Genomic DNA, 14,077 nt, shown 5'->3' on the forward strand with positions numbered 1-14,077 from the left:
CTGGCCACACACCGCATGGCCGCGGCGATGATCCGCCGGCGGGTCTCCTCGCCGCTGGCGCCGCCCGGGCGCCCCAGTTGTGCCCGCGTCATTGTGACGTCCTCACTTCCGGCTAACAGCGTCAAATATAATCGGCCGATCAATTTATGTGCCGGTTCCGTAGGGGGGTGCCCCGCATGAGCCCCGCCCGGTCGCAGCTGGGGCGCCCGCCGGGCGCCAGCGGCGAGGAGACCCGCGCTCGAATCATCGTCGCCACCATGCGCTGCGTGGCCAGGGCCGGCTATTCGCGCGCGACCATCCGCGAGATCGCCCGCACGGCCGAGGTGACCAGCGCCAGCCTGTACAACTACTTTCCCACCAAGTCCGAGCTGATCAAGGCCGCCATCGCGGCCAGGACCGACGTGGCGCTGCCGCGCCTGCGCGAGGCCGCCGGCGGCCCCGGCGACGTGATTGACCGGATCGAAGCGGTGCTCGACGAATCGGGCCGGCTGATGCGCGAATACCCCGACCTCGCGGCTTTCGAGTGGGCGATCCGCGCCGAAGGCGCCATCGACCCCCGGGAGGCCGGCGCCGGGTTCCAGGCGTTCCGCGAGATCATCGAGGGCATCGTCGAAGGGGCCGACAGACCCGGATCGGTGGAAGCGATCTACTCGCTGATCTATGGCCTGACCGAGCTGGCCGCCACGCTGCCGCCGGACGACTACCACGCGGCGCTGGGGTCGGCCAAGCGACTGATCAGGGGCACGCTATTTGGCTGAGGCGCCTGGCCGCATCGAGACTGCGGCCAGAGCGCCGTTCGGCCAGAATTTCGCGCGCTGAGTGCAGACTCGGCGCGCATTGATATGATCAACTGATTGATTATATAGTCGGCGGGGAACCAGGACGAGGAAGCCGATGCCAAGACCTGCGACCGTTGGCGTGGGGTTCGACGTCGACGCGCTCCGCCGCAAATACGCGGACGAGCGCGCCCGTCGGCTGCGCCCGGACGGAATCGCGCAGTACGTCGAGACGGCGGGCGCCTTCGCGCGATTCGCCGAAGACCCATGGGTGGACGGAACGTTCACCCGCGAGCCGCTCACCGACGAGGTCGACGTCGCGGTCATCGGAGCCGGTTTCGGCGGGCTGCTGACGGGCGCGCGACTGCGTGAGCTCGGTGTCGAAAGCGTGCGCCTGATCGACCGGGCGGCCGACGTGGGCGGCACCTGGTACTGGAACCGGTACCCGGGGATCGCCTGTGACGTCGAATCCTATGTGTACATGCCGCTGTTGGAGGAACTCGACTATGTCCCCGCGGACAAGTACGCCAGGGGATCGGAGATCTTCGCCCACTGCCAGCGCATCGCCGAGCACTACGAGCTCTACCGCGACGCGTGCCTGCAAACCGACGTGCATGAGATCCGTTGGGATTCAGGGACTTCCCGCTGGATCATCCGGACGAACCACGGCGACGAGATGCGGGCCAAGTTCGTCTCCATGGCCAACGGCTACCAGGCCAAGCCCAAGCTGCCCGGGATCGCCGGCCTCGGCAGTTTTCGCGGTCCGGCCTTCCACACCAGCCGGTGGGACTACGGCTACACCGGCGAACAACTGGAAAACCTGGCGACCAAGCGCGTCGGCATCATCGGCACCGGCGCCACGGCCATCCAGTGCGTGCCACACCTCGCCGCTGCGGCACAGCACCTCTACGTCTTCCAGCGCACGCCGTCATCCGTCGACGTGCGGGCCAACCGGGCCACGGATCCGCAGTGGGCCACCACATTACGGCCGGGCTGGCAGTCCGAACGCATCCGCAACTTCCAGATCCTGACGGCCGGCGGCCAGGCCGACGAGGACCTGGTCGCCGACGCCTGGACGAGTATCACCCGCAAACTTCCGGTCATGCGCCACGACGGCGCCGCCCCGGCCCCCAGCATCGAGCTGGCCGACTTCGCCAAGATGGAGGAGATTCGCGCGCGCGTCGACGAGATCGTGGTGGATCCCGCGACCGCCGAGGCGCTCAAACCGTGGTACGGCTACTTCTGCAAGCGGCCCTGTTTCCACGACGAGTACCTGCAGACCTTCAACCGCGACAACGTCACGCTCGTCGACACCCGTGGCCGTGGGGTCGAGCGCATCAGCGAGGCCGGAGTCGTCGCCGACGGGGCGACATACGAACTCGACTGCCTCATCTTCGCAACGGGTTTCGAGGTCGGCACCGACTACTGCCGCCGCACCGGGTTCGAGCTGATCGGCCGCGACGGCGTGACGCTGACCGACCGATGGCGCGACGGCGTGCGCACGTTCCAGGGCTTGTGCGCCAACGGCTTCCCGAACTGCTTCATCGAAAGCATCGCCCAGGCGGGGCTGACGGTGAACTTCCCGTACCTGTTGGACGTGCAGGCCAGCCACGCCGCGTGGATCATCGCCCGGGCGCTGGAGGGCGGCGTCACCGAAATCGAGGCGTCACCCGAGGCCGAGGCCGCGTGGGTCGACCTGGTGGTGGCCCGCTCCGCGGCGACCGCCGAGCGCGCGAGGACCTGCACCCCCGGCTACTACAACCGGGAGGGGAAGGCGGACGCCAAGACTCGGCAGGGCAGCTTCTTCATCGGCGCACCCACGGAGTACGCGGACATGCTGGAGGCGTGGCGCGCGAAGGGGGACCTGCAAGGGTATGAGATCCGCGGCGCAAAGGCCACGCCGTGACGAGCCGGGGGGCCCGTCGGCGCTACGCGGTCGGCCGGCTGCGGGCGGCGACGCGCCGTCGGCGCCCACCGAGGGTGGCGATCATCGGCGCGGGCTTCGGCGGCCTCGGCGCGGCGGTGGCGCTACGCCGCGCCGGCATCGACGACCTGGTCATCATCGAGGCCGGCGACGGGGTCGGCGGCACCTGGCGCCGCAACACCTATCCCGGCGCCGCCTGTGACATCCAGAGCCACCTGTACTCCTTTTCCTTCGCGGCCAACAAGGCCTGGAGCCGCACCTACGCCCGACAGCCCGAGATCCTGGCCTACCTCGAGTCCGTGGCCGACGACTTCGACCTGCGCCGCCATCTCATGCTCGGCACCAAAGTGCGTTCCGTGCAGTGGAATTCCGACGGGTGTTGCTGGGACTGCGAATTGGACCACGCCGGGCAAGCCGCGACGCTGACGGCCGACGTCGTCGTCTGCGCCGTCGGATTGTTCGGGTCGCCGAAGCGTCCCGAGATCGCGGGGCTGAGCGAGTTCGGCGGCACCCTCATGCACACCGCCCAGTGGGATCACCGCGTCGAGCTGGCCGGCAGGAAGGTAGCGGTGATCGGCACCGGCGCCAGCGGCGTGCAGGTGGTCCCGGAGCTCGCGAAGGTCGCGCAGCGGGTGACGGTGTTCCAGCGGACTCCGCCGTGGATGGTGCCCAAGGACGACCGGCCCTACAGCGCAGCGGAATTGGCGCGCTTCCGGCGCGACCCCCTGGCGGTGCGCCGCGCGCGCTGGCAGATCTGGAAATTCCAGCACGACAACACGGCAACCTTCGCCGACGACCCGGTGGTCGCCGCGCGCACGCACGTCGCGACGTCGTTTCTGAAGCGCACCGTGGCCGACGGGCGGCTGCGCCGCGCGCTGACCCCGGACTATCCGTTCCGCTGCAAGCGGGTGCTGCTGGGCGACGAGTATTACCGCGCGCTGCAGGCGGACAACGTCGAGCTGGTCACCGATCCCATCGCGCGGGTCGCCGAGACGTCGGTGATCACTGCGGGGGGCCGGGCCGTCGATGTCGACGTGATCGTCCTGGCGACCGGGTTCGAGACGTCGCGCTACCTGTCGGGGATCGACGTGATCGGCGTCGGGGGTCAGCGGCTGCACGAGCGCTGGGGCGCGGACCCGAGCGCCTACCTTGGCGTGGCGGTCGCGGGCTTCCCGAATTTCTTCATGCTCTACGGCCCCAACACCAACCAGGGCGGCAACTCGATCGTCTACATCCTGGAGGCGGGCGCGCGGCTGGTGGCCAGCGCCGTCACCCGGGTGGCGCGCCGGGGCGGCTACATAGATGTGCGCCCGGAGGCCGAAAGGCGCTACAACGAACGGCTTTCCGCGGATCTCGAGCGCACCGTATGGACCCAGTGCGACAGCTACTTTCGATCACCCAGCGGCCGCATCGTGACGCAATGGCCCTACACCGAACTGGACTACGCCCGCCGCACGTGGCGGCTGCGCCGACGAGATTGGGTGCACCAATCAAGAAGTGCTCCGCCGCTTTCGGGGTCTCCTGGGCACGTCCATCTTGGCGGCTTCCTCGGTGGCGATCCGGCCCGCCACGTTGTCTATCGCCCGGCGGAACGCCTGCATGCCGAGACCGATTCCCAGGGACCGTAATTGGACGGTCTTCTCGGCGATCGCGGGCCAGTCGTCGATGGGTAGCCCGGCATGCAGGAATGGCTCCCAGATTTCATCGCGATAGAGGTCGACGAACGCCTGCATGCTGGCGATCTGGTGATTGGTCATGTCGGTCAGCGCCCACGCGATCTTGTCCAAGGGCAGGCCGATCGCGACGAGCTTCTCGACGTAGTCGAACGTGCGCGTGTCGGTGATGACGAGCAGCTCGTCGTTTACGACGTCGATCAGCCCGCAGCCCGCCAGGTGGCGCTCCGCGTCGGGGCCGAACTGTTCGGCCAGGTCGGCCCGTTTCATCTCCATCGAGCCGGTGAGGTTGGCGGGGCTGAGCGCTTGCGAGGTCAGCCGCCGCAACTCCGGCGCCGAGTCACCGGACTGGTCCAGGACTCGCCGGATGATGTCGAGCGGAAACCCCTGTGCGCGAAGAGATTTGATGCGCTCGATGTGTGAGATGTGGTCGTCGTTGTAGATCCCGACCCGACCGCGTCGCTCTGGCGGTGGCACCAAGCCGTTGGTTTGCCACTCGCGGATGTTCCGCGCCGTCATATCGACGCGGCGCGCGAGTTCGTCGATCGTCATGTCCACCGCGATGACCCTTGTCGATTACGGAAAGTTACGTTACGGTCCAGTGCGTAACTATACAGGTTAGGTGATCGATGACGCTCACTGACGGGGTTCGCTTCACCGGCTCGGCGGCGCGCACACTGGCCGGCGCCGTGCTGGCCAACGCCGCTGGCGCCCGCCGGCGCTCGCCGGTCGATGCGGACATCACCGCCTACGATCCGCTGGACGCGGCGACAGCGGCCCAGCCGCACGAGGCTTATCGCCGATTGCATGCCGGCGCTCGGGTGCAGTACAGCCCGAAGCGCAGGGTGTTCATCCTGAGCCGGCTGGACGATGTCCGGGCCGCCGCCCGCGATGACGCCAACCTGTCCAGTGCCGACGGGCCCATGCTCACCCGGATACGCACGCCGATTTTGGTGTCGCTCGACGGCGAAGAACACGCCCGGCAGCGGCGTCAGGTGCTGCCGGCGTTCACCAGGGCGGCGCTCGACAGCTGGCGGCCGATCATCGACCGGTTGGCCGCGGAGACGGTCCACGACGTCCTGGCCAACCCGGGGTGCGACGTGATGCAGCGACTGGCGATACCCATGCCGGTGCGCCTCATTGCCCAGTTGCTCGGCGTTCCCGACACCGACGTCGACGACTTTCGGCGGTGGTCGGAAGCGTCGGTACAGATCACCGACGTCGACCTCTCGGCGCGCGGTGTCCGCAAGCTGGCGGGCTCGATGTTCGGTTCCGTGGCGATGCACCGCTACTTCACGCGGCAGTTCGCCGCGGGCGGATTGAAGGGCTCGGATACGATCCTGGGTCGGCTGCTGGCGGAGAACGAGGCCGGCTCGCTGCCAGACCGCGAGCTGTTCTACTTCGCGATGCTTCTGCTTTTGGCCGGCAACGAGACCACGACCAATCTTCTCGGCGGCATGTTCGCCACCTTGGCCGACCACCCGGAGCAGTATGGCCTCCTGCGTGCCGGTCCCGACCTGGTGCCGATGGCGGTCGAGGAGTTACTGCGCTACCTCTCACCGGCGCAGAACGTGTACCGCACCGCGCTCAGGGAGTACCCGGTCGGTGATACGACGATCCCGGCGGGTGCGCGGATCATGCTGTCGATCGGCGCGGCCAATCGGGACCCGAGGGCGTTCGACCAACCCGACGCGTTCCGCGTGGACCGAAATCCCACACAGCACATGACTTTTGGGTTCGGCGCACACCTGTGCATCGGAGCGCAATTGACCCGCATGGAGGCCCAGGCGGTGCTGCGCGAACTCGTGACACGTGTCGACCGGATATCCGTGGTCGGCGCGCCGCAATGGTCCACCAATAGCTTGCTCCGCGGACCGACGCGCCTGGCGGTCCGTCTGACGCCCGCGTGAGGGTGTGCCGGGTGGCGGTCTTGCGCGGCGCCTGAGCTACGCGCCGCATCCCTGCGCCGCACACTGCCAGTTCGATGAGGCGGTTAGGCAGCGCCCGTCGCGGTGTTGACCCGCAAAGGGCTGGCGGGCGTCTTCTACCTGGCTCCATGCTGATTCTCAACGCTGTGCCGGGAGCGGCGAATGCCGATGACACCGCGGATCAATTAGCCTGATTTCGTCGAGCGCGCGGGCGAACGCCTCTACGGGTGACGACGTTATCGGACTGGTCGGGGGAATGGGTGAAAGCTGCGCGATAGGCGCTCGGCGTCAACCCGGTCTTGTTCACGAGATGGTCGCGCAGCGAATCCACGCTTCCGAGCCCGCTGCGGCGCGCGATGACGCCGACGGGAAGATCGGTGGTTTCCAGGAGCTCGCGCGCCCGGCCTATTCGAAGTTGTAGCAGCCATTGCAACGGGCTCAGCCCCGTTTCGTCCCGGAATCGCCGATTCAGTGTGCGAATGCTTGTGTTGGCATGGTTCGCCAGGTCGGCGAGGGTTAGTTTGTCGGCAACTCGTGTCAGGGCCCAGGCGCGCGTCTGATCCAAGGTGGTCGGGGCGGCCGACGGCACCGGAGAGCTGACGAACTGCGCCTGTCCGCCCGGGCGCACCGGAGCGACGACGGCCAGGCGGGCGACGGTATTCGCCACGGCCGCACCGTGATCGGTTCGAATCAAATGCAGGCACAGGTCGATTCCCGCGGCCAGCCCCGCCGAAGTGACCACCGGACCGTCCTCCACGAACAGGACTTCGGGGCGAAGCCGCACCCGCGGATATCGCTGCTCCAGCTCCGCCGCGTAGCGCCAGTGAGTGGTCGCGCACCGCCCGTCCAGCAAGCCGGCCTCGGCCAGCACGAAAGCGCCGGTGCAAATCGACGCGATCCGCGCGCCGCGCCGCGCCGCGTTTCGCAGGGCCGACAACAGCTGGGGTGCAAAGTGTTCCCTGCTGCCGGTCCCGCTGACCAGGACGGTGTCGGCGTCGTCGATCGCGGCCAACCCGTTGGGGACGATCACCTCGAAACCCCCGCGCGTGGCGATCAGTCCGGGATGCGGGGTGCAGGTACGCGTCGCGTAGAGCGGGCGACCGTCGATCTCCACGCCGCCGAACAGCAGGTCCGGTATCGACAGCTCGAACGCGCCGACCGGCGGGACGGCGACGACCGCGACCCGATGCATGGCTAGAACCTCCGCAACCATGGCATTTATGCCACTTCCGCAGTGTAGCCAGTCCGACGAATAGTGGACCCGTCGACGTGTCGAAGGAGAAATATGTCCGTGAAAGTTGTTGTGGGAGCGGGTGGTGCGGGTGTCGCGACAGCCGAGCTCCTCGCCGATGCGGGCCACGAGGTGCGGCTGGTCACCCGAAGCGGCAGTGGTCCGATCCATCCGCGGATCCGGCGGATCGCGCTGGATGCGTCGAGGACCGACGACCTCGTGGCCGTTCTCGCCGGAGCCGACACACTGTACAACTGCGCCGCGCCGCCCTATCACCTGTGGCGCACGCGGTTTCTCGCCTTCGCCTCGGGCATGCTTGCCGCGGTCGTCGCGGTGGGGGTCGACTACGTCATGCTGGGAAACCTCTACGGCTACGGCCCGGTTGCCGGGCCGATCACCGAAGACCTTCCCCTGAAACCGAACTCGGTCAAGGGCGAACTGCGCGCTCAGGCCTGGGTGCAGGCCAAAGCCGCCCACGACGCGGGACGAATCCGCGTCACCGAGGTCCGCGCCAGCGACTTCATCGGCCGCGGTGCGTTGTCGATTTTCACGATCATGGTGGCGCCGAAGGTGCTGGCCAAAAAGACGGCGTTGTTTCCCGCCGACCTCGACGCGCCCCACAGCTGGACCGGGACCGTCGACGCCGCCCGCGCGCTGGTCACCATCGGTGCCGAGGAGCGCAGTTGGGGACGGCCGTGGCACGTTCCGACCGGGCCCCCGGTATCGCCGCGGCAGTTGGCGAACACGCTGGCCCACTGCGCGGGCGTAGGCGCCCCAAAACTTCGCCGGATGCCGGGCTGGCTGCTGGCCGCCGCGGGTCTGGGTTCGACAGTGGTGCGCGAACTGCCCGAGATGCAATATCAGCTACAGAAACCATTCGTGATGGACTCGTCCGAGACCGAAACAACATTCGGTTTGACCGCGACCACAACCATTGCCATTTTGCGCGACTCCTTGCCCCACGGCGGCCGGCCGTGACCGAGGTCCGCGAACATTGCGAGCTGGGAGAATCGGCACCGCGTGTGTGGAAATTGATCTCCGATTTCGAGGGATTCATCCAGCTTCTCGTTGCCCCGCGCGGCGGCAAGGTCGAGACCGAGGGGGCCGGCGTGGGTATGACGCGCACGGTCACCGTTGACGGCGAGCGTGTGGTCGAACGCCTTGATGTCCTTGACGAGTCACGTTGGCGAACAACGTATTCCATGGTGGTCACTGGCCCGTTTCCGGTGACGGGCTACCAAGCGACAATCACGCTGCATCCCCGCGGTGGCAGCAGGTGCGCATTGGACTGGGAGGGCTCGTTCATCCCCGCCGGTGCCAGCGAGCGGGCCGCCGCGGACGCGGTTCGGGCCGTCTACCTCGAGGGAATCGCACTGATGCGTCAGCGCTTTGGGTCCTAGCGGCGACGCCCTACTTATCTTCAGCCTGATTCTCAACGCTGCGCCGAAGTGGCCCGATCGTTAGCATCCTCAAAAGTATTGGTGCCGGACGAAATTGTCCGCGTTTGCCGTGAGAGGACGCCTGGATGTTGAAAGCGCGTCCGGCATTAGAGCGTTTCCGCCCTCGGTGGCACATCGGCTGGCTCAACGTCCTCGGTGTCGTCGCCGTGGTCCTCGCCGCGTCGGCGATCGTGATCAAGAACGTTCCGACTGCCGGAACCAACCGAATCCTCAACGTCTCCTACGACCCGACCCGTGAGCTGTACGCTGCGATCGACAGGGCGTTCATCCCGCAATATCGCGCGCACACCGGAATCAGCTTGGAAATCAAGGAGTCTCACGGCGGTTCCGGCCGCCAGCTGCGCAGCGTGCTCGACGGCAGCCAGCGGGCCAGCGTGGTGTCACTGGCGCTGATCAGCGACGTCGAGACGCTGAGCAAGCGGGGCCTGATCGCACCCGACTGGCAACGGCGGCTGCCGCACAACTCGGTGCCGTACACGTCGACCATCGTCTTCGTCGTCCGCAAGGGCAATCCGAGGGCCATCCACGACTGGCCCGACCTGATCAAGGGCGACGTGTCCGTGGTGACCCCCGACCCGCGCAGCTCGGGAAACGGCCAGCTGAGCGTCCTCGCGGCCTGGGGCTCGGTCACCACCCGGGGCGGTAGCCACGCCCAAGCGGCCGACTACGTGCGGTCGCTGTTGCACCATGTGGCGGTCTCCGACGCCGGTGCCCGCGGCGCCGGCGACAGCTTCACGCTGGCGAAGATCGGCGACGTCCAACTGACATGGGAGAACGAGGCGCTGCGCGAGGTGGCGGCCGACAAGGAGGAACTGCAGCTGGTGTATCCACCGGTCAGCATCCTCGCGGAACCCGCCGTGGCCTGGGTCGACGCAAACGTCGCCGATCCGAAGACCGCGGGATACGCCAAGGCCTATCTGGACTACTTGTTCACCGACGCCGCACAAGAGCAGGTGGCGCAATACGGTTACCGCCCCTTCAAGCCGGAGATCCTGGCCAGGCATGCCGACCGGTTGCCCCCGCTCGCGCTGTTCCCGATCGGCGCCGTCGCCAAGGATTGGAGCGACGCGCGCGAGCAGTTCTTCGGCATCAACGGAATCCTCGACTCGATCTCCGCGCCGCCGGACGCGGCATCGGCGACCTAGCGGAAAGACCGAACGCACCGTGGGCTTGGCGCTGAATTACGACCTGGTGAAGGGCCGGCACGATCTCATCGCCGGCCTCACCCTCGCCGCCATTTCGTTTCCGCAGGCGATGGCGTACGCGTTGATCGCCGGCGTCGACCCGCGCTTCGGGGTCTACTCGGCGATCGTCGTGACGATCGTCGCGTCGATCTTCGGCTCGTCGTCGCACTTGATCAACGGGCCGACGAGCGCCATCTCGCTGCTGGTCTTCGGCGCCCTCGCGTTCATCGATTCGGAGAACAGCACCCAACTCTTCGAGGGGTTGTTCCTGCTGGCCGTGCTGGTCGGCGGATTTCAGATCGTGATCAGCCTGTTCAAGCTGGGCAACCTGACCCGCTACATCTCCGAGTCGGTGATCATCGGCTTCATGGCGGCCGCGGCGTTGCTGCTCGCTGCCGGGCAGCTGGGCAACGCACTCGGGGTGCGCGACAAGGGAAACGGGCACATGCAGGTGTTGCGCCGGGTATGGCTCACCCTGACCCACGGCGACGCGATCAACTACCGCGCCGTGACGCTCAGCGTCGCCGCCGTGGTGCTGGCGGTCGTGTTGCGCAGGCTGGTGCGACGCTTCGGCTGGCCGCAGGTCGACATGCTCGTCGTGCTGATCGCCACCGCCCTGATCGCCTACCTGACGGGGTGGTCGATTCCGGGCGCCAACGGGCATACCGCCGTCGCGGTGGCCGCGAAGATCCCGCGCAGCCTGCCCACCCCGCACATCCCGGAGGTCCACACCGACTGGCTGCCCGAGCTGTCGACGGGCGCGCTGGCGATCGCGTTCGTCGGCATCATCGAGGCGCTGTCGATCGCCAAAGCCATTGCCTACCAGACAAAACAGGAGATCGACTACAACCGGCAGATCATGGCCGAGGGCCTGGCCAACCTCACCGGCGGCTTCTTTCAGAGCCTGCCGGGCTCGGGCTCACTTTCGCGATCGGCGATCAACTTCCAGTCCGGCGGGTTGACCCGGTTCTCCGGGATCGTATCGGCCGCAACGGTTGCCGCGGCGCTGCTGTTGTTCGCGCCCCTGCTGCGCTACGTACCCCAGGCGGCGCTGGCCGGGCTGCTGCTCGTCACGGCCGCTCGGCTGGTCGACTTCAAGCGCCTGATCTACACGCTCAAGGCGTCGCGCTATGACGCGGGCCTGGTGCTCGTCACCGCGTTCACGGGAGTGGCGATCGATCTCGACAAGTCGGTTCTGCTCGGTGTGATCCTGTCGATTCTGCTGTTCGTGCCCCGCGCGGCGAAGCTGAAGGCCAAGGAGCTGATCGTGACTCCCGAACGCGTTGTTCGCGAACGCATTCCGGGCGACCCGGCCGATCCCTCGATCGTCATCTATGACGTCGAAGGCGAGCTGTTCTTCGGCGCCGCACCGGAATTGGACCGCTACCTGTCGGAGATCAGGCAGCGGATCGACAGCGACGACGTCCGATTCGTGGTGTTGCGGCTCAAACGGGTGCGCCATCCCGACGTCGTCTGTATCGAGCGCATCGAGCACTTCCTTCGCGACGAGGCGGCCCGCGGCGTTACCGTCCTGCTCGCCGGGGTGCGCGCCGATACGCTCGAGCTGCTGAAAAACGTTGGTTTCCAGGGTTGGTTCCCCGCCGGGCACGTTTTCCCCGAGGAAGACGAGGAATACTCCGCGACGCTCAAAGCGGTGCGCTATGCGCACAACGGGCTGGCGGAACCGGCCCCGCCCGCCGATCTGTACTACCTGGTCTGATTCGCGGCGGCCGCCCTGGCCCGTTCCGTCATCGACGCGATCACGCCGCCGTCGTTGAGGATGTCGGTGCCGGTGAGGTAACCCGCTTTGTCACTGGCGCAAAACGCGAGCAGCTCGGCCATCTCTTCGGGCTTGCCCCAACGCGGGACGGCGGCATCGGCGACCATGGCACCGGCCCCGGCCTGCTCTTCCAGCCGGCCCATCTCGGTGTCGGTCGACCCCGGAGACACGGAGACGATGCGCAGCCCGCGCGCGTTGAACCGCTCCGCCTGCGCCTGGCTGTACCACTTGACGAAGGTCTTGCTCAGCGCGTAGGCGAGGCCCGACCGGGCCTCCTCGGGCGCGATGTCGCAGGCCGTCAGCATGGCGCCCATGAAGGTCTCGGGGTCTTCAAGGGCCAGCGGAAATTGATGTGTCGGAACGATTTCCGCGGGGAGCATGTAGGCCGACATGGACGCCACGTTGACGACCACCGCGCCCTCACCGGCGATCTCGTAAAACGCCTCGTCGACGTTGACCGTGCCGACCGCGTTGGTCCGCATGACGTAGTCGGCGGGACCCATGCTCGGACTGACGCCGGCGGTGTGGATCACCGAGGCGACCGTCCCGAGCCCGTTCGCGGTGTCGAGCAGGTCCGCGACCGCACGCCGGTCGGTGACGTCACAGTTGACGGCCGTCGGGGTCATCCCGAGGCCTTCCAGGGTCGCGGCCGCGCTGTCCAGACGGTCCTGCCGCACGTCGCAAAGGACCACGGTGTGGTCGCGGCCAACGATTTTGGCCGTGGCCAGACCCATTCCGCCGGCGCCGCCGGTGATCACCGACACTCGATTCATAGGTGGACCGTATACGGGGTGCCCTACCTCGGCAGCGGCGGTCCCTCCACCTCGTGGTGGGGGCGGCCACTGTGGCGGATCGCCCTGCCGACGAACGGCGCCCGGAACGTGGCGACCAGGTGGCCGCGGTTGATGATCAGCCCGATGACGGCCACCGCGGTATACACACCGCAGAGCGCCAGCCGCGCGTGCGTGGAGACCAACGGGAACTGGACGAAGAACAACGTCAGCAGCGCGCACGCCGCGACCCGCGGGAAACGCAGCCCCAGGATCAGCGCAACCCCCATCAGCGTCTGGGTGGCCGTCAGCAGCACCTCCTCGACCTGGCGGGAATCGAGCGCCAGCGAGAACCCGCCGCCGCCCAGCACGTGGGCCACCGGCAACGATCCGATCAGCAGCGTCCACTGGTTGACCTTGGACGAGATCAGCGTGGCGATCGCCGCAGTGCCCTTGCCGCGGGAGGCGAATATGACCGCGATGATGAACTCGGGCGCCTCCGATGCCAGCGGCGCGAGCCACTGGACGAGCAGGAACCGGTCGATGCCGAGCTCGGTGCCCGCCGCGACGAGGTTGTCGGCGAACGGCTTGGCGCACAGCAGAATCACGGCGCCCGATGTCGCGAAGAGACCGATTACGGCGACCCGCCGAACCCGGTCGGGCAGCTCCCCGAGCGCGGCCGCGGTGCCGATGAGGTCCGGTTCCTCCACGTCGCCGTGGCCGATCTTGTACAGGTAGAAGCCGAACCAGGCCAGCAGCGCCAGCCCCAGCGCCATGTGGATCTGCCCGGTCGCCGGCATGACGAACGCCGCGACGCCGGCGATCAGCAGGAAGCCGAGTTCGACGCGATTGGCGGGCTCGAGCGCCACCGCGGCGGATTTGGGGGCGGATTTGCCCGCGCCCGCCCTTCGCGGGACGAGGATGCTGACCAGCACCACGACGGGCCAGCCCAGCCCCATGAGCAGGCGGTTGGACCCGGTCATGTTGGCGGCAGCGTACTGGGTGTATTCCGGATTGTGGCCGGACACGTAGGCGTAATAGAGGTCCACGGCGTATTCGGGCAGCACCGCCACCAGCGCGAGCACCGCGATGGCCAGCCCGCCGGAGACGTCGATCTGGGCGGCCTCCGCGGCCCACGCCAGCAGGAAGCTGGCCGCCACCACCGCGGCCCCGTAGGTCAGCAGGGCGGCGACCGGGTCCAGGTGCAGGCCGAGGATCCTGATCACCACCGCGGGGGCGATGAAGATCGCGGTGATCAGCGCCGAACGGGCCAAGGTGAAATGCCAGGCGCGCGATCTCGTCGCGACGGTGGCGGCGTCAGTGGCCGGCATCGTCATCCTTCAGCTCGAAG

The 14,077-nt window shown here is 67.7% G+C and carries 11 protein-coding genes and 1 pseudogene; 8 read left to right on the forward strand and 4 right to left on the reverse strand.

Features of this window, described 5'->3' with window-relative positions; genetic code table 11:
• Positions 1–176: 176 nt before the first annotated feature.
• The 3 genes from A5655_RS01700 (at position 177) to A5655_RS01710 (ending at position 4,328) form a co-directional block, all read left to right on the forward strand.
• Positions 177–758 (forward strand): TetR/AcrR family transcriptional regulator, encoded by a 582-nt coding sequence (locus A5655_RS01700; protein ID WP_067004893.1) that lies wholly within the window; start codon positions 177–179, stop codon positions 756–758.
• Positions 759–894: 136 nt separating this feature from the next.
• The gene (locus tag A5655_RS01705) at positions 895–2,682 is read left to right on the forward strand and encodes an NAD(P)/FAD-dependent oxidoreductase (RefSeq protein ID WP_067004895.1); all 1,788 of its coding nucleotides are present in this window, start codon (positions 895–897) and stop codon (positions 2,680–2,682) included.
• On the forward strand, positions 2,679–4,328 hold the full coding sequence (locus tag A5655_RS01710; protein ID WP_082978428.1) for an NAD(P)/FAD-dependent oxidoreductase: 1,650 nt from the start codon (positions 2,679–2,681) through the stop codon (positions 4,326–4,328). The genes A5655_RS01705 and A5655_RS01710 overlap by 4 nt, the downstream gene beginning before the upstream one ends.
• Before the next feature lie 405 nt (positions 4,329–4,733).
• Here the strand turns inward: A5655_RS01710 and A5655_RS29070 are convergent.
• Positions 4,734–4,925 (reverse strand): annotated as a pseudogene (locus A5655_RS29070) (MerR family transcriptional regulator); the annotation flags it as partial.
• 77 nt (positions 4,926–5,002) lie between these two features.
• Between A5655_RS29070 and A5655_RS01720 the strand changes: the two are divergent.
• Complete coding sequence (locus A5655_RS01720; RefSeq protein ID WP_082978430.1) at positions 5,003–6,283, forward strand: cytochrome P450; 1,281 nt, start codon at positions 5,003–5,005, stop codon at positions 6,281–6,283.
• Between the two features lie 199 nt (positions 6,284–6,482).
• Here A5655_RS01720 and A5655_RS01725 read toward each other — a convergent pair whose 3' ends face one another.
• A complete protein-coding gene (locus A5655_RS01725; protein WP_067005270.1) occupies positions 6,483–7,493 on the reverse strand; it encodes a GlxA family transcriptional regulator in 1,011 nt (336 codons plus the stop codon).
• A 99-nt stretch (positions 7,494–7,592) separates the two neighbouring features.
• On the opposite strand from A5655_RS01725, the gene A5655_RS01730 reads away from it, so the two are divergent.
• The 4 genes from A5655_RS01730 to A5655_RS01745 all read left to right on the forward strand — a co-directional run bounded on the left by A5655_RS01730 (position 7,593) and on the right by A5655_RS01745 (position 11,896).
• Positions 7,593–8,510 (forward strand): NAD-dependent epimerase/dehydratase family protein, encoded by a 918-nt coding sequence (locus A5655_RS01730; RefSeq protein ID WP_231999043.1) that lies wholly within the window; start codon positions 7,593–7,595, stop codon positions 8,508–8,510.
• Positions 8,507–8,932, forward strand: coding sequence for an SRPBCC family protein (locus A5655_RS28150; RefSeq protein ID WP_067004901.1), 426 nt, complete (start codon positions 8,507–8,509; stop codon positions 8,930–8,932). Before A5655_RS01730 ends, A5655_RS28150 begins: the two co-directional genes overlap by 4 nt.
• Before the next feature lie 125 nt (positions 8,933–9,057).
• The gene (locus tag A5655_RS01740; protein ID WP_067004902.1) at positions 9,058–10,137 is read left to right on the forward strand and encodes a sulfate ABC transporter substrate-binding protein; all 1,080 of its coding nucleotides are present in this window, start codon (positions 9,058–9,060) and stop codon (positions 10,135–10,137) included.
• A 19-nt stretch (positions 10,138–10,156) separates the two neighbouring features.
• Positions 10,157–11,896 (forward strand): SulP family inorganic anion transporter, encoded by a 1,740-nt coding sequence (locus tag A5655_RS01745; protein ID WP_067004904.1) that lies wholly within the window; start codon positions 10,157–10,159, stop codon positions 11,894–11,896.
• Here A5655_RS01745 and A5655_RS01750 read toward each other — a convergent pair.
• Both A5655_RS01750 and A5655_RS01755 read right to left on the reverse strand, forming a co-directional pair.
• Entirely contained in the window at positions 11,884–12,729 is an 846-nt protein-coding gene (locus A5655_RS01750) for an SDR family oxidoreductase (RefSeq protein ID WP_082978431.1), read from the reverse strand. The two genes, A5655_RS01745 and A5655_RS01750, sit on opposite strands and share 13 nt — an antisense overlap.
• 23 nt (positions 12,730–12,752) lie before the next feature.
• A complete protein-coding gene (locus A5655_RS01755) occupies positions 12,753–14,057 on the reverse strand; it encodes a sodium:proton exchanger (RefSeq protein ID WP_067005275.1) in 1,305 nt (434 codons plus the stop codon).
• Positions 14,058–14,077: the final 20 nt, after the last annotated feature.

This window comes from Mycobacterium sp. 1081908.1, from assembly GCF_001673535.1.
Taxonomy (GTDB): Bacteria; Actinomycetota; Actinomycetes; order Mycobacteriales; family Mycobacteriaceae; genus Mycobacterium.

What these genes read in the sequence shown, in the direction of transcription:
- A5655_RS01700 (WP_067004893.1), top strand. Translation starts at nt 177, where the DNA reads ATGAGCCCCGCCCGGTCGCAGCTGGGGCGCCCGCCGGGCGCCAGCGGC.
- A5655_RS01705 (WP_067004895.1), top strand. Translation starts at nt 895, where the DNA reads ATGCCAAGACCTGCGACCGTTGGCGTGGGGTTCGACGTCGACGCGCTC.
- A5655_RS01720 (WP_082978430.1), top strand. Translation starts at nt 5,003, where the DNA reads ATGACGCTCACTGACGGGGTTCGCTTCACCGGCTCGGCGGCGCGCACA.
- A5655_RS01725 (WP_067005270.1), bottom strand. Translation starts at nt 7,493, where the DNA reads ATGCATCGGGTCGCGGTCGTCGCCGTCCCGCCGGTCGGCGCGTTCGAG.
- A5655_RS01740 (WP_067004902.1), top strand. Translation starts at nt 9,058, where the DNA reads ATGTTGAAAGCGCGTCCGGCATTAGAGCGTTTCCGCCCTCGGTGGCAC.
- A5655_RS01750 (WP_082978431.1), bottom strand. Translation starts at nt 12,729, where the DNA reads ATGAATCGAGTGTCGGTGATCACCGGCGGCGCCGGCGGAATGGGTCTG.
- A5655_RS01755 (WP_067005275.1), bottom strand. Translation starts at nt 14,057, where the DNA reads ATGCCGGCCACTGACGCCGCCACCGTCGCGACGAGATCGCGCGCCTGG.